The 23392-nt window shown below is 48.0% G+C and carries 18 protein-coding genes; 4 read left to right on the top strand and 14 right to left on the bottom strand.

Features of this window, described 5'->3' with window-relative positions:
• Nucleotides 1-5: 5 nt before the first annotated feature.
• From ACX9NY_RS06570 to ACX9NY_RS06510, 13 genes are all read right to left on the bottom strand, one after another.
• Complete coding sequence (locus ACX9NY_RS06570; RefSeq protein WP_210108409.1) at nt 6-1328, bottom strand: 5'-deoxyadenosine deaminase; 1323 nt, start codon at nt 1326-1328, stop codon at nt 6-8.
• A 95-nt stretch (nt 1329-1423) separates the two neighbouring features.
• Nucleotides 1424-3019: a gamma-glutamyltransferase gene (gene ggt, locus ACX9NY_RS06565; RefSeq protein ID WP_472477679.1), complete on the bottom strand. Its 1596-nt coding sequence runs from the start codon at nt 3017-3019 to the stop codon at nt 1424-1426.
• Nucleotides 3013-4254: a pyridoxal-phosphate-dependent aminotransferase family protein gene (locus tag ACX9NY_RS06560; RefSeq protein WP_472477677.1), complete on the bottom strand. Its 1242-nt coding sequence runs from the start codon at nt 4252-4254 to the stop codon at nt 3013-3015. The genes ggt and ACX9NY_RS06560 overlap by 7 nt, the downstream gene beginning before the upstream one ends.
• A gap of 6 nt (nt 4255-4260) precedes the next feature.
• Nucleotides 4261-5568: a M20 family metallo-hydrolase gene (locus ACX9NY_RS06555; protein ID WP_339234312.1), complete on the bottom strand. Its 1308-nt coding sequence runs from the start codon at nt 5566-5568 to the stop codon at nt 4261-4263.
• Nucleotides 5565-6968: an allantoinase AllB gene (gene allB, locus ACX9NY_RS06550; RefSeq protein ID WP_342570230.1), complete on the bottom strand. Its 1404-nt coding sequence runs from the start codon at nt 6966-6968 to the stop codon at nt 5565-5567. The genes ACX9NY_RS06555 and allB overlap by 4 nt, the downstream gene beginning before the upstream one ends.
• A 43-nt stretch (nt 6969-7011) precedes the next feature.
• Nucleotides 7012-7389: a hydroxyisourate hydrolase gene (gene uraH, locus ACX9NY_RS06545; RefSeq protein WP_472477674.1), complete on the bottom strand. Its 378-nt coding sequence runs from the start codon at nt 7387-7389 to the stop codon at nt 7012-7014.
• Entirely contained in the window at nt 7389-8894 is a 1506-nt protein-coding gene (gene pucL / locus ACX9NY_RS06540; RefSeq protein WP_472477672.1) for a factor-independent urate hydroxylase, read from the bottom strand. The genes uraH and pucL overlap by 1 nt, the downstream gene beginning before the upstream one ends.
• A gap of 238 nt (nt 8895-9132) precedes the next feature.
• Nucleotides 9133-10755, bottom strand: a complete 1623-nt coding sequence (locus ACX9NY_RS06535) for a PucR family transcriptional regulator (RefSeq protein ID WP_091019529.1) — start codon at nt 10753-10755, stop codon at nt 9133-9135.
• Between the two features lie 427 nt (nt 10756-11182).
• On the bottom strand, nt 11183-13927 hold the full coding sequence (locus ACX9NY_RS06530; RefSeq protein ID WP_472477670.1) for a CHASE3 domain-containing protein: 2745 nt from the start codon (nt 13925-13927) through the stop codon (nt 11183-11185).
• A 178-nt stretch (nt 13928-14105) separates the two neighbouring features.
• Nucleotides 14106-15494 (bottom strand): class II fumarate hydratase, encoded by a 1389-nt coding sequence (fumC, locus tag ACX9NY_RS06525; RefSeq protein ID WP_074095411.1) that lies wholly within the window; start codon nt 15492-15494, stop codon nt 14106-14108.
• A 128-nt stretch (nt 15495-15622) separates the two neighbouring features.
• Nucleotides 15623-16636, bottom strand: coding sequence for an aldose epimerase family protein (locus ACX9NY_RS06520; protein ID WP_472477668.1), 1014 nt, complete (start codon nt 16634-16636; stop codon nt 15623-15625).
• 179 nt (nt 16637-16815) lie between these two features.
• The gene (locus ACX9NY_RS06515; protein WP_339234325.1) at nt 16816-17625 is read right to left on the bottom strand and encodes an MBL fold metallo-hydrolase; all 810 of its coding nucleotides are present in this window, start codon (nt 17623-17625) and stop codon (nt 16816-16818) included.
• Between the two features lie 180 nt (nt 17626-17805).
• Nucleotides 17806-18072 (bottom strand): hypothetical protein, encoded by a 267-nt coding sequence (locus ACX9NY_RS06510; RefSeq protein WP_278294696.1) that lies wholly within the window; start codon nt 18070-18072, stop codon nt 17806-17808.
• Nucleotides 18073-18311: 239 nt separating this feature from the next.
• On the opposite strand from ACX9NY_RS06510, the gene ACX9NY_RS06505 reads away from it, so the two are divergent.
• The 4 genes from ACX9NY_RS06505 (at nt 18312) to ACX9NY_RS06490 (ending at nt 22630) form a co-directional block, all read left to right on the top strand.
• Complete coding sequence (locus ACX9NY_RS06505) at nt 18312-19544, top strand: aminopeptidase (protein ID WP_472477665.1); 1233 nt, start codon at nt 18312-18314, stop codon at nt 19542-19544.
• A gap of 87 nt (nt 19545-19631) precedes the next feature.
• Nucleotides 19632-20864, top strand: coding sequence for an aminopeptidase (locus ACX9NY_RS06500; RefSeq protein WP_472477663.1), 1233 nt, complete (start codon nt 19632-19634; stop codon nt 20862-20864).
• A 244-nt stretch (nt 20865-21108) separates the two neighbouring features.
• Nucleotides 21109-21699 (top strand): RNA polymerase sigma factor, encoded by a 591-nt coding sequence (locus ACX9NY_RS06495; protein ID WP_339234332.1) that lies wholly within the window; start codon nt 21109-21111, stop codon nt 21697-21699.
• On the top strand, nt 21677-22630 hold the full coding sequence (locus ACX9NY_RS06490; protein WP_472477659.1) for a hypothetical protein: 954 nt from the start codon (nt 21677-21679) through the stop codon (nt 22628-22630). The genes ACX9NY_RS06495 and ACX9NY_RS06490 overlap by 23 nt, the downstream gene beginning before the upstream one ends.
• Nucleotides 22631-22632: 2 nt before the next feature.
• On the opposite strand, the gene ACX9NY_RS06485 is transcribed toward ACX9NY_RS06490, so the two are convergent.
• Entirely contained in the window at nt 22633-23145 is a 513-nt protein-coding gene (locus ACX9NY_RS06485; RefSeq protein WP_339234334.1) for a hypothetical protein, read from the bottom strand.
• Between the last annotated feature and the right edge of the window lie 247 nt (nt 23146-23392).

Genomic DNA, 23392 nt, shown 5'->3' with positions numbered 1-23392 from the left:
TTCGATCAGATGCGCTTCATCAATCTCGCAATGCTTTTATCCGACTCACGCAGCACAATACCACGATCAATTGTCTGAATCTTGCGATTCTTGAGCACAATGCTGCCATCGATAATTACGGTGTCCACACAACTGCGTGTTGCGGAATAGACCACGCGTGAATAGACATCCGTCTCATAGGAAGGGTACGTGTGGAAATCATCGAGATCCAGCAGCAGCATATCTGCCTTTTTGCCCACTTCCAGACTGCCGATTTCCTTCGACAAGCCGAGCACCTCTGCACCACCCATGGTAGCCATGCGCAATACAGTCCGGGCATCCATCACTGTAGGGCCATGAGGAATCTTCTGCATCAGCGCTGTGAGGCGCATCTCCTGAAACATATCCAGATTGTTGTTGCACGCGGCACCATCGGCCCCGATCCCAACTGCGATCTGACGATTCAGCAGATCCGGAATATCCGCTACTCCAGAGGAAAGCTTCATATTCGATCCAGGACAGTGAGTGACTTTGACTCCGCGCTTGCGGATGATCTCTTTCTCTTCCTCGCTCAGCCATACACAGTGGGCCAGCACCAATCTTGGGGTCGCCAGACCAATATGATCGAGGTATACGATATTACGCATTCCACGTTCATGCTCTACCAGTTCAATCTCTCCGCGATTCTCGGAGGCATGGGTGTGGACTTTGACATGATATTTATTGGACAGGTCGCGGACCTCTACCAGCAATTCTTCGGTACACGATACAACAAAGCGTGGACAGAACGCATATTGAATGCGACCTCCGCCAAATCCGTTCCATTTCTCCAGCAGATCCACACTCTGTTGCAGCGAAGTTGCTGTATTCTCACGCAGAGGTTCCGGAACTTCGTCTCCATGATCCATCATCACCTTGCCGGAGATGACCCGGATGCCGCTCTGTGCCATCGCCTGAAACGCCGAGTCCGTGTGATGTACCGTCTCCATATCCAGAATGGTCGTGGTTCCGCTGGAGATCAATTCGCCAAGTCCGAGCATTGCTGAATAATACACGGACTCCTCATCATGCGCTGCTTCCAGCGGCCAGATCCGTTGACGGAGCCAATCCATCAGTTCCAGATCGTCCGCACGTCCACGGAACAAGGTTTGACACAGATGAATATGCGTCTGGATGAAGCCAGGCAGTAACACTTTCCCGCGAGCATCAATGACCTGATCAGCCTGAACATCGATGTGCGTTGCAATCTCCTTGATTTTGTTATCCTCGATCAACAGATCTCCAATGAACACTTCTTCCTCTGCATTCATCGTCACAAGCTGTGCGCCTTTCAGCAGGATCGTTCCCATGCCAATCTCCCCTATCTGTATCTGTCTATATCGTTCAACTCATACATACTTACACTTGCACTCCGATGACAAATTAACCTTCCGATCGCTGTCTGTTACCATCCAATAGCTATACCATCACCTCTAGGGTCTGCCGCGCCGCTAATCATGCCGTCCTCACGAATGACAATGCCTTGCGACTGTCCCATAATACCGTCCCAAGGTGCTCTCGCTTCAACGTTATGTCCCCACTGGGCAAGGGTTGCACATACGTCATCATGATATCTGTTCTCCACACGCATCGTATCGCCGTCTTCGCCCCATGTACGTCCGTACACCCAACGCGGCAAGCTGATTGCTTCCTGAATGTTCAGCCCGTAATCAAGCACTCCGGTAAGCACCGATAATTGGGTCTGCGGCTGGCCTTCTCCCCCCTGTGTACCCACGAGCATATAGGGTTTGCCATCTCGTGTAACAAGGCCCGGCATGAGCGTGTGGAATGAGCGTTTGTTGGGTTCCAGAACGTTAGCATCCCTCGGGTCCAAGGAGAAAAACGACCCCCGGTTCTGCATGATAACACCCGTATCCCCTGGGACATAGGCTGCACCAAAGTCAAAATATAAGCTTTGAATGAAGGAAACGGCATTGCCTTCGTTATCAACAACAGCTGCATACGCCGTGTCCTGACCTATTGTTTTGGACAAAAACGGCTGTGCCACAGGTGGAGCAGACTGAATCTCATTCCACAATTGGTCTCCGTAATCCTTGGATAACAGATGTTCCAGCGGGATGTCCCTGAAATCCGGGTCCGTCAGATATTGGTCACGATCACGAAACGCCTTTTTTACCACTTCCGCCATCAGATGATAGAATTCCGGTGAGGTACGTGCAACCGAGGACAGATCAATATGCTCGAGCATATTTAACATCATTAGCATGGAGAAACCCTGCGAATTGGGCGGCATCTGATGAACCTCATACCCACGATACCCCGTACTGACGGGCTTCACCCATTCTCCCTGATGACCCGCAAAGTCCGCTGCTGCAAGCATGCCCCCATCCTCACGAATAGCCGAAGTCAGACGATCCGCGAGTTCTCCTGTATAAAAAGCATCTCGCCCTTCCGTCTGAATCAGACGAATCGAGGCAGCAAGTTCAGGCTGGATCAGCAGCTCACCTTCCTGCAAAAGTGTACCCCTAGGGGCAAATACCGCTCGCAGCGGTGTATGCCCCATAATGAAATCTTCATCCCTTTCCATCCACAGGCGGAGATTCCGGGATACAGGACATCCTTTTTCCGCATACTGCGCAGCAGGTTCAAGCAGTTGCCCCCAGCTTAACTTACCGTACCGGGACCAGACTTCCCACCAGGCATCGACCATTCCCGGAACCGTGATGGCACTGAGCACACCCCGCTGAGGGATCGCACTCATACCCATCGCTTTGAACGTATCCGCATGAATGCCTGCGGCTGAGCGGCCACTTCCGTTATAGGCGGTAATCTCACCGCTGGCTCCATCATGAATCAGGAAGAAGGCATCCCCGCCAAGTCCGGTCATATGCGGATATACCACGCCCAGTGCTGCACTGACCGCAACAGCAGCATCATAAGCATTCCCGCCCTGCTGGAGGATGGAGCTTCCCACTGCACTCGCCAGATAATGAGGAGTGGTAACCATGACTTCTCTGGAGATTGGCATCTGGTTTAACATATGGCACCCTCCTTCCCTGCATACACATCCAAAGCAGCCTGCACTGCTTCACCGGCAGGTAATACGTGTCGATGACGCAATAGAACAGCTTCCAGCGCTCCGAGCACATGAAGTACGTTTTTGCGTTGGCAGCTGAATCCCATGGTACCGATCCGCCAGATTTGCCCTTTCAACGGTCCGAATGAACTGGCAATTTCAATGCTGAAGTCGTTCAGCAACATGCTGCGCACCGACTCACCATCAATTCCTTCCGGGATCGTAATACAGGTAACCACCGGAAGTTTACTGGACATATCCCCGTACAGTTGTAGTCCCATTCCCTGAATTCCGGCGACCAACGCACGTTCATTCATCAGATGTCTCTGGAACCTGGCTTCCAACCCTTCTTGCAGCAGAATACGTAATCCTTCGTGAAGACCGTAGAGCATGGAGGTGGCTTCTGTATGGTGATTCAGCCGGGCCGTACTCCAGTAATCCTGCAGCTGGCTCAGGTCAAAATAATTACTAGCAATGGTGCGGCCTTCTGCCCGCGCACTGGTTGCGTCTCGGAGTCCACGTTCAACAGTTTTGCGGCTCATCAGCTTCTGTTCCACACGACTGTTGTACGTGAGAGGTGCCATCCCTGAAGGAACGGACAGGCATTTCTGCGTTCCGCCCATCACCGCATCCAGATACCAGGCATCCGTCTCCACCGGTGTCCCGCCAATGGTTGCTACAGCATCGACGACGAGTAAAATATCAAGGTCGCGACAAGCTTTGCCAATGTCGGCAAGGGGCTGCATCTGTCCGGTGGAAGTCTCACCATGAACCATCGCAACCAGACTCGGTTTATGGGCATGGATCGCCTTGATCACCTCTTCCGGATCAAATACCGTTCCCCATTCCGTTTCAAAAAAGACGACCTCTGCACCACAGCGTTCCGAGATTTCAACCAGCAGATGTCCGAATCGTCCATAGATCGGAACCAGAACTTTGTCACCAGGCTGGATCAGACTGACCAACACCGCTTCAATGCCTGAACGGGATGTGCCATCGACCGGATAACACCACTCGTTATCTGTCATATATAACTCACGCAGCATCGCCATCGTCTCGTTCATCAAGGATGTGAACTCCGGGTCAAACTGCCCCAGGATCGGGAAGGATAATGCTCTGAGTACACGTGGATCAACTTCAACCGGTCCCGGGGTCATAATGGTCCGCAAGGACGGAGATAACTCTTTATAGCTGGACATCTGCATTCAACTCCCGTAACCGTATTTATAGAGTAGCCGAACCAGAACCCGAAAACCGTGCATCAGGTCTGCTTCAGCTGTATATTCAAGTGGATTATGACTGATACCGTCCTGACTCGGCACAAAAATCATGGCTGTCGGACAAGCCGGCTGAAAAATCTGCGAATCATGTCCCGCTCCGCTTGGCATTAGCCAATAGGACAACTGCTCCTGCTCACAGGTATCTTGGATGTCTGAGATCATCTCTGCATTCATAGGAATGGGCGTCACCGACAGATGTTCTTCCCAGTCCAGTCCGAGCTGCTGCTCGGCTGCGATCTTACTAAAAACCTGGAGCATATCCTGCCAGCAGCGATCAATGCTCTCCTGCCGGATATGGCGGATATCCAGTGAAAACACTGCTCGTGCTGCAACCACATTCCCCACACCCGGATCGGCTGTGATTCGCCCAACCGTGGCTACCAGCGGTTCTCCTGCTTGCAATGCAATATCCCTTACTGCAGTAATCATCTCAGCTGCTCCGGCTAATGCATCCTTGCGCCAGGACATCGGTGTCGTTCCCGCGTGATTCGCTTCTCCGCTGACGGTGATACTGAACCGCTTCTGACCTACAATATCGGATACAACGCCAATCGAATGTCCAAGACGTTCCAGAACCTGACCTTGCTCAATATGAAGCTCAATAAAGGCACCATATTTTTTTGCGGCCGGTCTATATGCACTATCGGGTCCAAAGCCCGCATCGCGGATCGCTTGTGCAAAGGTGACGCCGTCTTGATCCTTCAAATGCTCTACATCTTGCAGAGACGTTGTTCCTGTTATACTGCGTGAGCCCCAATATGCAAAAGGGAATCGACTCCCCTCTTCCTCACATAGGGATACCACTTGAAGTGTGCGCTTCGGTGCTCCGAAATGCTTCTGCAAATACTCCAAAGCAAGGACACCCGCCACCACACCGTAGGCACCATCATACTTTCCACCATACACCACGGTATCGATATGTGATCCGGTCACGATTGGTAATTCTTCAGTACCAGTCGCTGATCCCTTACCCTCGCCCTCCAGTGTGCCATACAGATTACCGGACTGGTCGAACTCGGGAGACAGCCCTTTTTCCTGCATTTTGGCAGCAAGGGCACCTTGTGCTTCACACCAAGCCGAGTCATACAACAGCCGTGTGACGCCGCCCTGTGCATCCGCACCATATGTCGACAGCCAGTCAAGCATGGCTTGCAGCTCCACCTGTTCCACATTTGGCAAAGGAAGCGGTGCGTTATTGGTACCGGATGACCGGTATACTCCAGACTCCGTCATGGCGTCTCCTCCGTTCCCGCTTCGATGGGACTAGAAGAATAAGCCGCAATGCGTTGCCCGATAGGAACAGGAGATAACCCGGATTCCGAGTTGTAGACGCGCTGCCCACGACAAAATACGTCTGCAATCTGACACTTAAAGGTACGTCCCACATAAGGGCTTTGTTTATGCGTGTAGAGCAGATCTTCCGTGTTCAGGGTCGTGCTCTTACCCCAGTCAATCAGAACCAGATCTGCATCCATGCCAATTGCAATCTCCCCTTTATTCTCCAGACCAAGCCTTCTGGCAGGCTGCAGAGAGAGCACTCTTCCGAGCAACGGAAGGTCGATATTTCGCTGAAGATGTCCTTCCTCCAGCATGATTAGCAGTGTGCTTTGTGCCCCGGATATGCCGCCCCAGATTTCAAAAAAGTTATCCGATTGTTTCATGGATGGTGGGCAAGGAGAATGGTCTGAGGCGATAACATCAATCAATCCTGAAGTCAGTGCATCCCATAACTGCTCCTGTTCGGAAGAGCTGCGAAGAGGTGGAGCGCATTTTGCTACAGCACCCAATCGAACCACATCCTTCTCGGTCAGCGTCAGATAATGAGGGCATGTCTCCGAAGTTACGTCTTGCCCACGCCGTTTGGCTGCTGCAATCAGATCCAGCGCTTCCCGGGTGCTGATATGCACAAAATGCAGCGCACACCCGGTCTGTTCGCCGTATTTCAACGCTCGGGCAACCGCGACGACTTCAGCTTCCACAGGACGAGACCGGATATAATCCATCGGTTCCGTCTTTCCCTCTGCGATGCTTCTCGTAGCAAGTTCGGCAACGATGCCTTCGTCCTCTGCATGAAGTGCCAGCACACGGTTTAATGTTGCAAGTTCTTTCATCCCGTCCAGCAGCGTATGGTCATCAGCTCTGGCAAAGATGTCTTCCCCATCTCCACCCGGCTCGGACATAAATGCCTTGAATCCCGCAGCCCCCAGCCGTGCCAGTGGAGCAAGTTCATCCCGGTTGCCGGGAACCAAACCTCCCCAGAAAGCATAATCAACATACGATTGGTTTGTAGCTGCTTTCATTTTCATGTCCCATGCTTCCGGCCTTGTGGTTGGTGGTACGCCGTTAAGCGGCATATCGACATAAGTCGTGATTCCCCCTGCGGCAAGGGCTGCCGAGCCAGACCGGAACCCCTCCCAACTGGCGAGTCCGGGTTCATTGAAGTGTACATGAATGTCCACGACACCTGGCATCACTGTCAGACCCTCAGCTTCTATGATGCAAGTCGCTTCACCAGCGGTCAGCCGCGTGGATAGTTCCGTAATTTTCTCACCCGTAATGCCAATATCCAGTTGCTCTACCCGATCTCTCAGCACCACCCGGGCCCCCCGGATGATGGTATCAAATGTTGTCATGTGGATGACCCTCCCCCTGAATCAGAACCGGATATGTGCATGTTCAGCTTCCCCGGTATGTACTGTAACCTCCTGGAGCAATCAATAATGGAATATGGTAATGGCTTGAGGCATCAGATACGGCAAACCGTATCGGAACAATCGTCCATAATGCCTGCCCCAGCTCCTCCAATGAATGATGTGCGTAATAACTCTCGACATGGAATTGAAGCTCATATATCGCTGGCTCCAACTTGCCTCCATCCAGCAGCGGTGCATCCAAACGCCCATCCGCATTGGTCACCGACTCAGCTACTTTTGTCTTGTTTTCTTGTTCTCCATCCCTCTTCAGGGTATACAGTTCGATCCGAACACCCGCAGCAGGCACACCTTTGGAGGTATCCAGCACATGTGTTGTAATTCGGCCATCAGACATCGACATTAGACGTCACCTTCTTTCCCGGCGTCACGGCCGCCTGTTCCCAGATCATCCCTTGTCATCGAGAAACCCTGGAATCCATAAGGTGGTCTCGGTTCGGTAAATACTTTGCCTTCTCCCTCTTTCACTTCCTCCAGCACTGTCTCCCAAGTCCGATTGTTGGATTCAAATGAAACCTCACTCAGTTGCTCAAATCGACTTAACAACCTTCGTCCAATCTGGTAGATCAGATGTTGAATGGAAGCGGATCGACACTCATGAAACACCGCAGCAGCCAAATCTCTGACCTGTTCCGCCGCTACATACCGTCCACGCTGATCATCCATGCCATCTTTCGGATCTTCATAACGCCAATTGATGTTCAGGAAAATAAATAACGGTCGATCCCATGTCTCTGGAAGAGTGGTATATTCATCCTGCATAAATCCGGCAAATTCACTGCCTTTGACCTTGATCAGTCTCAGATCGGCTACACCACTGAAATGGTTGCTTAATTCGATCGAGTCTCCTGTTCGTTCTGCTTCCACGGCAGCTGTCGCACGATCATTCTGTGAATAACGAAATACGAGCGTACTCGGTCGATAACTTCCTTCTAGTCCAATGGGTATATCTTCAAAAGGAATCTGGTCCGCTGTCATCTGAACCTTGCTCATCTGCGGATACGTCTCCAGGAAACGACGGCTTACCAGCGCAAGAAATCCTTCCACCGTTGCCCCTGTATAATCCGCTGCATGTTTCAGAATGAAATTTTTCATTGAATCAGTTGCGACCACCAGCGAATTATCCCCTTCTGCAAAAGAAGGCAAGAATTCATCACCCTGCACAGCGACCTTAATGTTTAATCCAAACAGAATATTGCTGCGTCCCATGAACGGCGATTCCGGAATGGACTGTATGCCCGTCAACGGTTTGGCGTAGGAACGGTACATCCACACATCTCCTTTGCCGTAATACATGGTCCGCTGCTGCACTGCGGCTGGCTTGCTCACAAACTCATGTTCATGACCGATCTGTGCGAGCCACTGCTCCAAGCGAATGCCCGCAATCTTGAATACTTCCCTCAAGGCAGTCTCGAATTCTTCTTCCCTGCCTCGGCGATGACGTTGCCTCATGGATTCGAGGATGGAGCTTGCGGTATGGCCTTTTACAGCCAGTATGAATGGAAAGCCGAATTGGCTTGTATATGCTTTGTTTAATTGTTGAAGTTCGTTGTATTGCTCTTGTGAGAGTGAATCAAGGCCTGCACCAGCTTGTTCCTGAACGGAATTGCTGCTCATGCTGATTCGCGCTCCAAGATCCGGGTGATTTCGAAGCAATTGCAACTTCACCTGGTCATCCGATGCCTGAACTACGTTCTTCATCACTTTCATCATCTGTTCAAATGAATCAAACGGTCGTAAAAGCCCGGAACGCTCAGCCACCCATGGTGATTCTTCAAATAAGCCGCCAAACGTATGCACGAACTGCGTGATAGACCAGTTGTTAACAAGTTTAATTAAGTCGCTCATGTTAGAACCTCCGGTCTGTTATGGATTATTGTTCTTCATTCTAAGTGTCGTTCAATGTCGCGACAACAATATTTACGCAATTTTGTAATATAACATAACATCAGAGTTTCGATTTGTTTGCTGTGCACGGGAAGTTCAGCTTTTATTGTCCTTAAACATGAAAAAACCGCACTCCATCAAGGGAATGCGGTTCATGGGTCTAAGACCCAGTAGCATTGTCATCTTGCACAATGCGCGGTTAGAGTTGCACATTATGCGGTCTTGCAGCTGCTTTGTCCCGCACAAACTTGCGGAAGGTGAATACCAGCTTTAATTTCAGCAGATCATTCGTCTTCTTAAAGTCCATTTGCAGCAAGCTGCCGACTTTCTCCATACGATAGGTGACCGTGTTGCGATGCACAAACAGCTGCTTGGCAGCTTCATTGATCAGTCCATCATTCTCAATAAAGGACTCCAATGTATTCATTAATACCTGATTGGGATCACCGTCTCTGGCAAGTAACGGTTCAAGTACTTTATTGCAGTAATTCTCCATGATGTTATCCGGTACATGTTGGAACACATAGGCAAATTCGAGCATTTCAAATTGCAACGCACGGTCTTTCATGCCGAATCGACGAGCCAGTTGTCGGGTATCCAGACATTCCTGATACGCTTCACGGAGCGATTTGGGTTCGTGTTTCATTTTGCTGATCCAGAAACGTGGAGCCGGTGCCCCTTTTGCTTCTTGTGCTGCCAGCACATCACCGAACCGGTTCAACAGAAAACCTGACAGTTCCTCTCCATAGTCTCTCCCTGTTGGACAGGTGTAGATGGACAGAATGCCATCCTCGATCTGAAAATGCTGTGAGGCCGTGAATTGCATCAGCGGATTGTATTGTAATTCACGATGAATCTGTTTAAGCAGCTTTCCCTCGGCGAAGAGAGTCGGCTCAAGCGTAATCAGTACGCACTGATACGTTCCCTGGAACAGATGTACACCTTTGTTTTCACTCAAGGTGGTCAATTCCTGAATGGTCATTTTGTTATCCAGATACTGTGAAAGTAGTGTACGCATCTCATCTTGAACGGTTGGATTAATATGCTCACGATAAGTCATATCCATATAAAATGCCAGTACATCAGCAGCCTGTTGGAACAGCTCCTCCTCTGCCCGAAGCGATAAGGCTGAATCGGTAAACACCAGCAACGATCCGTATTCTTCATCATTTTGCTTGATCGGTACGCGATGACAACTTCCCTGATTCCATTTCACTCGGTGCATGACGGATTTCCATGGCCAGCCCTGGGTTACAGCATCCCCTGCAATGCCTTCACTGCCATAGAGCACATGCCCACGTGAACCAATGACGGCAAGCGGATAGTTCAACACCGTAGCAAGTTCGGCAAACACATTCCGGTGTGGCTGTTGTTGCAGAGCAAACTGCATTAATTTCTTTTGCTTCTGCACAACCTCATGCAGCAATCGGTTACTGCGTTCATGCTCAGCCTTGAACAAGGCATTCATCTGGTCCGAGAAGGTGAATTGAAAAGGAAGCTCCAGCAATGGTAACCGAAGTCGATCCGCTTCCTCGACAATGCCTTGGGGAATGGACTGCCAGAAGCGTCCCAGCTTGATGCCGAGTCCTGCGCAGCCACGTTCATTCAAGCGCCGCATCAAACGTAGTGCGTCTGTTTCACTGTCTTTCATAATAAAAGCGGTGGTGAACAACATTTCTCCGGATTTGATCCAATCCGCGATATCAGGAGCGTCCATGACATTAACGGATTTCATCATCCGTGAAGTCCCTTCTCCACCCGCAACCAGTTTGGCCTCGGACAACGGGTATACCTGTAAAGCCTCTTTAACCGTAAGTTGCATGGACACTACCTCCCATATATATAACACAAAATCATGTTATTTTCGTTTCCACAGAATTAACTCTGGATTACATTACTAATTACATCTATATTCATCCATTTAACTTTGTTTGTTGTTAAGTATTATAACATCAATTCATTCAATAAAGCTTACACGACAAAAAAATAAAACCTATGACCTAATTACAGCGCACTTTGCTGTAATCGGCATAGGTTTTATTAAAATTATTATGATCCACATAAGTTGAAGTAATCCATTTACACGATAACGGAGAGGGCAGAAAAAACCTGAAAAAGCGAAGCGTTCGCCTTTATCCCTGGATTTTCCCCTTTAAAAAAGGGAATCGAAAAAATCTGGGGATAACAGCGATTGGAGGGTTGTTCTGTCATCGTAGTGTCAGTGTAAATAACTTTTAGTTCAACTACGATCAGATTTCCATGGTTTCGTGATTCATCCATAATTTCATACGGGATAATACATCTTTGACATTCAGCGGTTTGCTGAGATAGTCTGAAGCACCTGCTGCAATACATTTCTCCCGATCCTCTTTCATGGCCTTGGCTGTGAGTGCAATAATCGGAAGCTGAGTCATGCCAAGCCGTTCACGGATCTGGCGAGTCGTCTCATAACCATCCAGTTCCGGCATCATAATGTCCATCATAATAATATCAGGCTTGACGCCTCCACGCTCCAACAATTCCAGACATTCATAGCCATTCTGAGCTGAAATGACATTCATGCCGTACTGCTCAAGAGCGTTAGCTAGCGCATATACATTTCGAATATCATCATCAACAACAAGCACTTGACGACCGCTGAGCAAAGATTCCTCCAGAGGTGTCAATAAAACATCAGATGGTTCGGAAGTCATTGAAGGGAGCTTATTAATCTCAGGTGTAGTGCTTGCCACCTCATTCAGGAACAACCGCGATGCATTCATGGTCTCCGGTTCATCTCTTCGCAGTGGCAGGAACAACGTGAACACACTGCCATGTCCTTCACGACTTGTTGCCGAGATTGAACCCCCCAGCAAAGTTGCAAGCGATTGAGAGATCGACAGACCAAGTCCTGTCCCGCCATATTTACGTGCCGTAGCTCCATCCGCCTGTTTGAATGCATCAAAGATCTGCAAAAGTTTGTTTTCCGCAATGCCAATCCCTGTATCACTGACGGAGAAAGCAATCACTTCGGTCTCTTGGTCTTTCACTTCAGGATGAGCCAGACTCATTCTGGAGATGGTTAAGGCAACTTCACCCTCACTGGTGAACTTGAATGCGTTTGAGAGCAGATTTCGGAGAATCTGATGCATTCTCATCTCGTCAGTCACGATGGTTTCCGGTAAAGGACTCTGGAGCTGAATTCGGAAATCTATTTTTTTCTGCTCCGCTGTTTTCAGGAAATACTGATTCATGACTTCAGGCAGGCTGCTCAGATAGACATCATCAAAATCCACTTCCATCTGCCCGGCCTCTACCTTGGATAGATCAAGAATATCATTGATCAGATTCAAAAGGTCCTTGCCTGACTTGTGAATGACCGAAGCATAGTTCTGCTCTTCACTATTCAAGTGTTGGTTTTTATTCTCAGACAATATTTCGGACAGGATCAACATGCTGTTAAGCGGTGTCCTTAATTCATGGGACATGTTCGCCAGGAATTCGGATTTGTACCCCGAGCTTGTTCGTAACTGATCTGCCACAACTGCAAGTTCATTGGCTGATGTCTCAGCAGCGCTCTTCTGTATTTCCAGACGTTCATTAAGCATATGAAGCTCTTCGGTCTGCATTTGCAGTTCCTCTGTCTGAGACAGCATTTCTTCGGTCTGAGACTGAAGTTTCTCCGATTGTGCCTGTAACTCTTCATTGAGAACTTGTGACTCATCATATAATTGCTGTAATTCCATGCGAGTGACGGTCGAGTGTAAAGAAACACCAAAAATGTCCGTCAGTTCTTGCATCAGCTTCATATCATTCTCTTGCAATGGCTTCATTGAAGCAAGCTCGATGACCGCAATCGTTCTGCCTTCGAAGAGGACCGGTACTACGGTAAGAGAGGTGGCAGATGTATATCCGAGACCCGAAGAGATTCGAATATAGTTCTGGGGCAGATCATTCATGCGCAAGACTCGCTTCTCCACGGCACTTTGACCCACCAGCCCCTCACCGGGGGCAAGCGACACTTTACCGAGCGAACGTTCTTTCTCTCCATCCGCAGCATATGCAGCCACACGCAGCAGTCGATTGTCTTTCCAGTAATACAAGACGCTGTAGGGAACTTCAAACAACATGCCAAGCTCGCTCAGGAACAAGCGGGACAATCCCTCCAGATTGGTCGGATTCTGCAAGAGTGTCGCAATGCCTGTAATCTGGTCCTTGACCCGATTCTGTTCCTGTACTTCATCCAGTAATTTGTTGGTTTCGTGGCCCAGGTCCCCCACTTCATCATGTGTCCGCACCTGAATTCGCTGCTTCAGGTTCCCACCTTTGGAGATATCACTGATGGTCTGCATAACATCTCGCAACGTTTTGACGATATTTCCGGATATCACAAGAGCCGCTGCAATCGATAATGCTGCAATAATCCCCCACAGCGTATACATAATGGTCAACAATGTGGAGCTCCGTGTGGCCAGATCGGTTACCCTTGCCTCAGTCAATGCGATCTCTGTGTTACGGAAGGTAGTAAGTTGGGAGCGTAGTAGATCCATTTCAGTTTTACCCGGATCAGTTTGAAAGAATGCAACAACTTTGGCTTGATCCTCTTGCTTTTTCAACTTTACCAACGGCTCCCCAGCAATCTCAATCCAGCGCGTAATATGAGTTTTGATGCTTTGCAGACTCTGCTGCTGCGAAGGATTGTCACTAATGAGAGCATTCAACTGATCATAGTTGGAACTCCACTGGGATAGACCTTGAGAATAAGGTTCCAAGTAACTCTCATTGCCTGTAATCATGAATCCACGCTGTCCTGTCTCCATGTTCAAGACATTTTTTTCAATCGCGTTGGTCAGATTATGTACTTCCAGATCATGATGAGAGATAAAATCATTTTCCTTCTGTAGTACATTAATTTGGGCCGTAAGCACTAGCAGAACAGCTCCAAACAAAAGCACAACCACAAGATAGCCCAATAAAATTTTGGAGCGTATCGTAAATCTTCTCGTTTTTGACAACGCGGAAACCTCCAAATATATACGAATCCCATTCTATTAAATGAAAACTGGTGCATATGTAGTTTATATGGATACGTATAGTCTGACAAGCTTTAAGTTCATCGATAAGCATAAGAAAAACGACCTGCTTGTGCAGGTCGCCCTCTTCATTGATCTATATTGTTCATTTGGTCTGATTTTAGGCCTTTGGAGCGATCATTTTGGCTGGATCGACATATTGATCAAATTGCTCTTCGGTAAGCAGGCCTGTTTGTAACGTCGCCTGTTTCAAAGACAAGCCTTCTTTATGCGCAAGCTTCGCAATTTTGGCTGCATTCTCATATCCAATATGCGGGTTGAGCGCTGTAACCAGCATGAGCGAATTGTTCAGATTATGTTCAATCTGATCCAGGTTAGGCTCAATGCCTACGGCACACTTGTCATTAAACGCAATAATGGAGTCCGCCAGCAGTTGCACGGATTGCAAGAAGTTATAGATGATAACCGGTTTGAATACATTCAGTTCAAAATTACCCTGACTTGCCGCGAAACCAATCGCTGCATCATTACCCATGACCTGCGTAACCACCATAGTGATGGCCTCGCTTTGAGTTGGGTTGACTTTACCCGGCATAATGGAACTGCCTGGCTCATTCTCAGGAATACGGATCTCGCCCAATCCACTGCGGGGGCCACTGGCCAACCAGCGAACATCATTGGCAATTTTCATCAAATCAGCTGCAAGCGCTTTAACGGCACCGTGCGCATATACAACTTCATCATGACTTGTAAGGGCGTGGAATTTGTTTGGTGCAGATACAAAATCTTTCCCCGTATGTTTACCAATCTCCTTGGCAGTGAAGTCCCCAAAGTCCGGATGAGCATTGATGCCCGTTCCGACAGCTGTACCGCCGATCGCAAGCTCCTTCAGGTACTGTACACTTTCACGGATCATACGCTCACTCTTGCCCAGCATGGCTTCCCAACCACTGATCTCCTGGCCAAGCGTAATTGGTGTTGCGTCCTGAAGGTGAGTACGTCCAATCTTGATAATATCCTTGAATGCCTCCGACTTGTCTGCAAAAGTCGCTTTTAATACCGCAATGGCCGGCAAGAGTTGATCCTCAACAGCCAGAACACCTGCGACATGCAGAGCCGTTGGGAATGTATCGTTGGAGCTCTGGGACATGTTCACGTCATCATTTGGATGCAGACGCTCTTCTTTTCCCTTTTGCTCCAGCAGTTGGTTCCCCAGATTGGCAATCACTTCGTTCACGTTCATATTGGATTGCGTTCCGCTACCAGTCTGCCACACGACCAGTGGGAAATGGTCATCGATACGACCTGCAATAATCTCGTCTGCTGCATAAGCGATGGCATCGGACTTAGCGGCAGATAATTTACCTAATTTATGGTTACTGGCCGCAGCACTTTTTTTCAAAATGGCAAGGGCACGGATAACTTCCATCGGCATATGTTCGCTGCCAATCGGGAAATTCTCCTTGCTGCGCTGCGTCTGAGCTCCCCACAGCCTGTCGGCTGGTACTTTCATTTCGCCTAACGTATCTCTCTCAATGCGGTATTCCACTTGCTTGTCCTCCTCCAAAAAGATGGTTTGGGTCTCTACAAAGCGTGTGTATCTCGTCATATTATACATGATTTACGAGCAGGTTTTCACCTTTTCGACAAAATTGTAAGCGTAGCGCAAAACGAATATCAATTATTTTGTGCCGCAATTGGATACAGTCGGCTGCTTTGTTCGAATAGTTCGCCTGGTGCCAGACCGATCAATCCGATTTCTTCTGCAGGGATGCCTTCAACATTAGGAGCGTTAACCAGGTTCATCTGTGGTTCAGGACAGAAGAATTCGCCACCCATGTTATTATTCCAGATCATCCAGTGCTTGTAGGAAGTACCCACATCATAGACCAGTTTGTCTCCAGTACGGTGATCCGTAAGTTCCATATAGTTACGACCATTCTGCGGTTCTGCAGTATAATGATTATCCATGGCAGCAAAGAACGGACTAACTCCGTCTTTCTTCAATTGTTCTTCCTCAGGTGTAAGCGGTTGAAATTGTCCTGTTGGCAGAGAACGCTCATTCAATTCACGTCGTTGTCCAATCGTAACTTTGGCCGTGTAATCCGAGGATTGACTGTCCGGTGCAAATGGTACTGCAATTGCCGTGTGGAATGCAAACAAATTAGGCATGATTTCCTTTCCGGTGTTACGGACGATCAATTGCTGCTGAAGTCCTAGGCTGCTCAAAGAGTAACGAAGCGTCACTGTGAACGTAAACGGCAGGTACTGATGGAATGTATGTCCTTCTTTCACGTCCTGGCTAAGCAGTACATAGCTCTCCAACTGGTCAGAACCGTACCCCTCAACCTTCCACTCGGCATCATGCAAAAATCCATGTAAATGGTTACCTGTAGCCGGTTCGTTCACAGGCAACTGATAGACTTGACCATTCCAAGGGAAACGTCCATCCTCATAACGATTCGGCGGAGATAGAATCGGAATTCCATAGACCGCTGGTGCAGCCATAAACTCATCCATCTGATCCTGATTCGGCTCTCTTAAGTAACGGAAACCCTTTTCTGTATCACGGAAAGCAACGAGGTTGGCACCCACGCTTGGAATAACAGCCGCTTCAAACTGATTAAAACGAAGCCAAATGGCCGGTATCCCTCCAAATTGTTCTTCAAATGCTGCATTTTGTTGTGTCATCGTTATATGTACCTCCTGCATACTAAGGTTATATTATACGGCTCGACTATATCATGCCCGAGCACAAAATACCAATCTATGAAAGAGAACAAATTCATGATAGAAAAACAAAAAAGACAGGAAAAAGACAGCTGCAATCCCCTGCGGCTGTCTCTGCATACTTTCATATGTTCGTTGAATTAATCCACATATTTGCCGTGATCCGGCACAGTGCTTTCTTCAAAGTCCATATCAAGCCTCTTCAGGGATTCTCTCAGCATATCTCCGCTCAAGGCATGCCCATGCCCGGTAATCGCAAGTTTCGGCTCCAGATGCCTTATATGCTGGACCGATTGATGAGCAGCCTGCCAATCGGTTGTAAAATAGGAAGGCGGGCCATGCAACTGTTTGTCCTGAAGCAACACACTCCACAGCGATTCCTGCTTCACTGTAATGATTGCGTCTCCCGCAATTAACAGACGATCCGCTTCACGAAACAGTGACACATGTCCAGGTGTATGACCTGGCGTGTGCACCCACTCCCATCCTGCTAAGCCTGGAACAGTGTGATCTTTGGGTAGACTGAATATCCGATCATCCAGATTGATTGCCTCATTGGGATACGCGAATGACAACCTGGACATTAAACCTCCACCTACAGAAGGGTCCGCTGGTGGGTAATCTTTCAATCCCGTTAAATACGGGATTTCAAGCGGATGAGCATACACGGGCACACCCCAGAATTGTTCCAGTTCAATAACGGTTCCTACATGGTCGAAGTGACCGTGTGTCAAAATGATCGCAGACGGCGGACCTTGAAATCGTTCTGTTGCAATCTGAACAATATGATCTGTGAACCTCGCCATTCCGGTGTCCACGAGGACCCAGTTCCTGCTTCCTGGCTCTCCGATGAACACGACATTAACGAATAGTGTACGTAAACTGAGAATATCGGGCGCGACTTCTTCAAGTCCCGTCAACCCTTCTGTAATCAGATTGTCAGATGCCATTCACGGTTACCTCCCATTTGGCGGATTATTTCTCTGGTTCCATTCATCTCGTAGACTTCCCTTTTCTGGATCATCTATTCAACATTTCCAATAAAATAGACGGTATACACCCTGTTTCGGGCATACACCGTCTAGTATAGTCATCGACACGACACAATAGAACAAGAACATCTCGGCCAGTTAAGCCGGATATGCCTCCAAAGCAGCATCGAGCAATTGATTGTACAGATCATCATCATTCTCCAGTAACTCGTCCATACGCAATAACTCTTCTTCATCACCGGATTGCTCCGTGAAATGCAAACTGTAGTCCCAATCTTTTCCGTTCTTGCTCATGAAGGTAATCTCATATACTGACTTTTCACCTTCTGTACGGAAAACGGTATTCCCTACGAAACTTTTTTCATCTTCACGGCGCATTTCAGCACGGATAATTTCAATATTCACAATCATTCTCTCCTTTAATCTTTCATCTACAGTCGGTCTCCAACATTTCTGGTAAACCTAGTTTGGTAATTATTATTGGTTAATTGTACAATATATAACGTAGCAGCGTATACCTTATTCCATGAAGGAACCATTTGAGTCCTTACATAGTTGTAATGAGGACTATAATACGTGTTTGACCAACATCTATAATAGCCAACAAGCTACGATATTATTATCACATTGGAGGAAAAAATAGCATGAATACTTTCGAAACAAATCTGCAGCAATATGCTGAACTGGCTGTACAAGTCGGTGTCAATATCCATCCTGGGCAGACGCTTGTGGTTAATGCACCAATCTCGGCAGCACATTTTGTACGACTGATTGTCAAAGCTGCTTACGGTAAAGGTGCCAAATTGGTTAAAGTAAACTGGAGCGACGAAACGGTTACGCGTCTACATTACGATCTTGCACCTGATGAAGCCTTCTCCATTGAACCGAAATGGTTTGCAGCTGAAATGACTGAACTCGTTGAAGAAGGAGCAGCTGTACTGCACGTCATCGCTGAGAACCCGGATCTGCTGAACGGTGTAGCTCAGGAACGCATTATTACGAGTCAAAAAGTGCGCGGTAAAGCGCTCGAAAAATATCGTTCATATCAGATGGCTGACAAATTCAGCTGGTCTATTGTAGCCGTTCCTTCTCCGGAATGGGCAGCTAAAGTATTCCCGGACCTGCCGGAAGCACAGCAAGTGGACCACTTGTGGGATGTTATTTTCAAAACCGTACGGATCGGTGAACAGGATGCTGTTGCCGAATGGAAAACCCATTTGCAAAATCTCGATTCCCGCGCTGACCTGCTGAACAACAAAAAATACAAGAAGCTTCACTATACAGCGCCAGGCACAGACTTGACCATTGAACTTCCAGAAGGTCATATCTGGGTATCCGGTGGAAGTGTGAATGAGCAAGGACATGTCTTTATTGCCAATATGCCTACCGAAGAAGTATTCACAGCTCCCCTGAAAACCGGTGTTAACGGTACCGTTCGCAGCACGAAACCACTGAGCTACGGCGGTAATCTGATTGACGGATTCTCCCTGACATTTGAGAATGGTCGAATTGTAGATTATACCGCTGAGCAGGGACTGGATGCACTGAAAAACCTTATCGAGATGGATGAAGGCGCACACTATCTGGGTGAAGTTGCTCTTGTTCCTCATCAGTCACCGATTTCGGATACGAATATTCTGTTCTACAATACGTTGTTTGATGAGAATGCGTCCAATCATTTGGCGATCGGTAATGCCTATGCCTTCTGTCTGGAAGGTGGTAAAACGATGTCCAAAGAAGAGTTGATTGAACGTGGCATGAACTCCAGTCTCACTCATGTGGACTTCATGATTGGATCTGGAGAAATGAACATCCACGGTGTAACCTCCGAAGGTGCGGAAGAGCCGATCTTCCTGCAAGGAAACTGGGCTGTTTAATCGCTTTGATGTATTAGGAGAGAGGAGATCACTCCTCTCTTTTCCTGCGTCAACAGGTCACTAATTCAACAATTGGAGGGAACTCATATGTTAAGTTTTGAACAAAAACTGGATCGTTACGCTGAACTGGCTGTAAGAGTAGGTGCCAACGTGCAGCCCGGGCAAGTATTTGTCATTAGTGCGATGATTGATACCGCTGAATTCGTACGCTTGCTTGTGCGTAAGGGATACGAGGCCGGTGCCAAGCAGGTTATTGTAAAATACGGTGATGAAACGGTGAATCGATTGCGGTTTGAGATGGCCCCAGAGGAATCCTTCCAAGAGCCGCCGAAGTGGCATGCAGCGGAGCTTGAAGAACTGGCGGCCAATAATGCAGCCTTCCTGACCGTATTGTCATCCAGCCCGGATCTGATGAAAGGTATTGATCCTGCGCGGATCTCGGCCCATCAGCGTACATTTGGTCAGGCGATGGCCAAGTACCGACAGTATCAACAGGCGGATAAAATGAGCTGGACGGGTGTGGCTTGTCCTTCTCCCGCTTGGGCAGCCAAAGTATTCCCGGATCTCCCGGCAACGGAGCAGGTTAACCAGCTGTGGGAAGCCATTTTTGCTGCGGTGAGAGCCGACCTGGAGGACCCTGTAGCGGCCTGGGAAGAGCATATTGAACGACTGGAAACCAAGGCTGTGGCACTCAATAACAAAAAGTATCAAGCACTTCATTTCCTCTCCCCCGGGACGGATCTTACAGTCGAGCTTCCAGAAGGCCATATTTGGGCGCAGGCGGGTAGCGTAAATGAGCAAGGCATCCCTTTTGTTGCCAATATCCCGACAGAGGAAGTATTCACCGCTCCATCCAAGCATGGCGTTAATGGTACGGTGTCCAGCACCAAACCACTCAGCTACGGTGGCAGTATCATTGATCGTTTTTCACTCACATTCGAGAACGGACGCATCGTTGATTTTCATGCTGAAGAAGGTCAGGACACACTGGAAAGACTCATTTCGATGGATGAAGGCTCTCATTACCTCGGCGAAGTCGCTTTGGTTCCCTTTCATTCACCGATCTCTGAGAGTGGCATCCTGTATTACACGACATTGTATGATGAGAATGCGTCCTGCCACCTTGCGATTGGCAGTTCCTATGCATTCAATATCGAAGGTGGCAAAACGATGTCTCCTGAAGAGCTTGCAGCCCGTGGCATGAACAGCAGTATCACCCATGTGGACTTCATGATGGGCTCGCCCGAGACGGACATCTACGGTATTACGGCAAACGGTGAACGTGAAGCCATCTTCCTTAAGGGAGACTGGGCATTTTAACTGATTACGGAAAAGTGCTCGGAAGAAATATTCTCACTTTTCGGGCATAAGGCTGTCTTGCAACCATGTGGTCATGGTTGCAAGACAGCCTTTTTATTAATTTTCAGCAAACTGTCCGGAGGCTGCACATGCTCTCTTCTTCTGGTTTTTCTCGGACCAACCTCCCATTGTATCGTTTCCATATTATGTTGTAAAATGTAATGATACCAATGTTTGTGGATTGTTCACCAGAAAGGAGAACATCATGGCCAATCGGCTCCAGTTACTACTCGCCTCAGATTTCCATAATTTAGGCTCTGCACTTCAGGAAGAAGTGTATTATGAATATTATAATATGGTACATGGTCTTATCGTTTATATCATCAAGGAGCGTGCTGCAGCAGAAGATATTATTCAGGAAGCTTTTATCAAAATTATTAAAAACAAACCCATTTTCGAAGACGAGGTCAAACTGAAAGCCTGGCTCAAGGTCGTCACACGGAACACCGCTATTAATTATCTGAGAAAAAATAAAAATAACCGTAACCAATTGGATACGGATAGTGTTTTTATAGATATGGAGACGATGAATCAGACAGCAGCTTCCGTGGAAAGTATGGTAGAAACGCAGATGATGGAAGAGTCCATTGAATATTATCTCGGACAGCTCAAACCGGAATACCGTGTACTAGTGGAGTTACGGTGGAAAAAAGGTCTCTCCTACCGAGAGATGGCCGAACTGCTGGATACCTCCGAAGAGATTGTGAAGCAACGCTTGTTCAGAGCCCGCGGCAGTATCAAGAAGAAATTACATAAGGAATGGGGTGGAAGCATTGAGCAAAGGCAAGTCCGATAAGCATGTGGAGCAATTCGATTCCGAGCTAGAAGACGAATATTTCGACGCTGCGTTTGAAATGGCTTTTGATGAGGCTTTCCATCAAGCTGTCTCTGCCCCTTCCGCCTCCCATACCGAATCCATGAAGCAATCCTGGCAGAAGGTACAACGGGAAATTAACAGAATCGGTTTACGTAAAAAAAGAATACGTACCTTACGACTTTCAGTTGTCGTAGCTGCATCGGTGACCATTGGGGCGGTTATTTTCAGCCTGCCGTCCGGTACACAAGCGGTATCCCCATTCGTGCAATCCATCAAGGATTGGGGCAACGGCATGAAATCCATTATCATCGAAGATCGCACGACTCATCTGGGGGCTGATCCGTCAACCGCCAAAACGCCTCCACCACCGGAAACATCATTGGAAGATATTCTTAGAGTACAAGAAGAAGAGGCTCTTAATACACCTTCGTATGAGTTATCTCGCCACGTGCTTCGTCCAGTGCTTGTTACGGAAGAGATTGCACGTGAAGGGTTCATGGGTGACTTTCTGTTATCCAAGGCCATTCCGGAGCGATTCAATAAGGTCAAATTCGAACTTGTGCTTGATACAGAAAACCCTGTGAATCCAGACGATTATTATGAGTCCACCCAAATGAGAGTTCAATATACCAGTGAAGGCAAGAGCATAGAAGATGAGATTATCCAGTTTGATTATGTTTATGTCATGCCTGGGGAGAAAATTGAAGGGGCCATGCTTCGTGATATGAGCACCGTTAAGCTGGCAGACGGTACGGAAGCACTAATGTATATCGGCCCACCCTATAACTCCTTTCAGTGGATGATGGGCTCGAACAATATGAGTCTGTTTGGCACCCTTTCAGAAGAAGAAATGACTGCGATTGCCAACGATTTTCAAGAGCAGAAGTTTCCTGGCAGTACCCGCCGATAATATCAAAACAACACGGTGCCAGAGACATGTTTGCTTGTATCCGTAGTACTTCCATCATACGCTGTATGAATACTGGTAACGCGATAATAATATCCTGGCATAACGGTCCAATCCGATGAGGCATTGAGTAAGTTTGTATTCATTTCATTGTTGGAACCAGCTTTGAAAGTCACCCATGCTGTTCCTGTCCAACGCTCAAGCCGATAATCTACGGAAAGTGTCTTCATTGCTGTATAGGTCGTAGTCTTGGTATTCACGATGGCCGACAGTCCTCCACCAGGGATGACTGCACCGACCGCTTGATAGATATGTCCCCGTTCGCGAGTGTTAGCGAGCGAATGGATGGATGGTTCTGGCGGCGGTGGAGCTGTAAGTGCACCAGAGGACACCTTCATAATCGGGCTTGCAACGGCTGGTTCAGACGTAGGAATAACCAGAAGTGTTGGCACCATGAACAAGGCAACAAGGGTTATTTTTAGTATAGATACTGCACTCTTATTATTCATCTTCCGCATATTGATCCATCCTCCGCTTCTATACTTCATTTTGTGTAAGGGTATAAACGGACGAATCAGGTGACAGGTTTCAAAAAAATTAGACGCTCCGATTCTATGTCGGCAGCGTCTTTTGTTTTTTTATACATTTTCAAATATGGTGAAACCTAAATTATTCCATCCCGTATGTATTCAGTAATGTAAGTATTGTTGTTCACACCCCAGGAATCATGAGCATGCAAAGAAGCCGTACGATGACCATTCGTCA

Source organism: Paenibacillus sp. CB74, from assembly GCF_055687625.1.
This window is presented reverse-complemented; position numbering and strand designations above follow the sequence as displayed.

What these genes read in the sequence shown, in the direction of transcription:
- ACX9NY_RS06570 (WP_210108409.1), bottom strand. Translation starts at nt 1,328, where the DNA reads ATGGGAACGATCCTGCTGAAAGGCGCACAGCTTGTGACGATGAATGCA.
- ggt (WP_472477679.1), bottom strand. Translation starts at nt 3,019, where the DNA reads ATGTTAAACCAGATGCCAATCTCCAGAGAAGTCATGGTTACCACTCCT.
- ACX9NY_RS06560 (WP_472477677.1), bottom strand. Translation starts at nt 4,254, where the DNA reads ATGTCCAGCTATAAAGAGTTATCTCCGTCCTTGCGGACCATTATGACC.
- ACX9NY_RS06555 (WP_339234312.1), bottom strand. Translation starts at nt 5,568, where the DNA reads ATGACGGAGTCTGGAGTATACCGGTCATCCGGTACCAATAACGCACCG.
- allB (WP_342570230.1), bottom strand. Translation starts at nt 6,968, where the DNA reads ATGACAACATTTGATACCATCATCCGGGGGGCCCGGGTGGTGCTGAGA.
- uraH (WP_472477674.1), bottom strand. Translation starts at nt 7,389, where the DNA reads ATGTCGATGTCTGATGGCCGAATTACAACACATGTGCTGGATACCTCC.
- pucL (WP_472477672.1), bottom strand. Translation starts at nt 8,894, where the DNA reads ATGAGCGACTTAATTAAACTTGTTAACAACTGGTCTATCACGCAGTTC.
- ACX9NY_RS06535 (WP_091019529.1), bottom strand. Translation starts at nt 10,755, where the DNA reads ATGCAACTTACGGTTAAAGAGGCTTTACAGGTATACCCGTTGTCCGAG.
- ACX9NY_RS06520 (WP_472477668.1), bottom strand. Translation starts at nt 16,636, where the DNA reads ATGACACAACAAAATGCAGCATTTGAAGAACAATTTGGAGGGATACCG.
- ACX9NY_RS06515 (WP_339234325.1), bottom strand. Translation starts at nt 17,625, where the DNA reads ATGGCATCTGACAATCTGATTACAGAAGGGTTGACGGGACTTGAAGAA.
- ACX9NY_RS06505 (WP_472477665.1), top strand. Translation starts at nt 18,312, where the DNA reads ATGAATACTTTCGAAACAAATCTGCAGCAATATGCTGAACTGGCTGTA.
- ACX9NY_RS06500 (WP_472477663.1), top strand. Translation starts at nt 19,632, where the DNA reads ATGTTAAGTTTTGAACAAAAACTGGATCGTTACGCTGAACTGGCTGTA.
- ACX9NY_RS06495 (WP_339234332.1), top strand. Translation starts at nt 21,109, where the DNA reads ATGGCCAATCGGCTCCAGTTACTACTCGCCTCAGATTTCCATAATTTA.
- ACX9NY_RS06485 (WP_339234334.1), bottom strand. Translation starts at nt 23,145, where the DNA reads ATGCGGAAGATGAATAATAAGAGTGCAGTATCTATACTAAAAATAACC.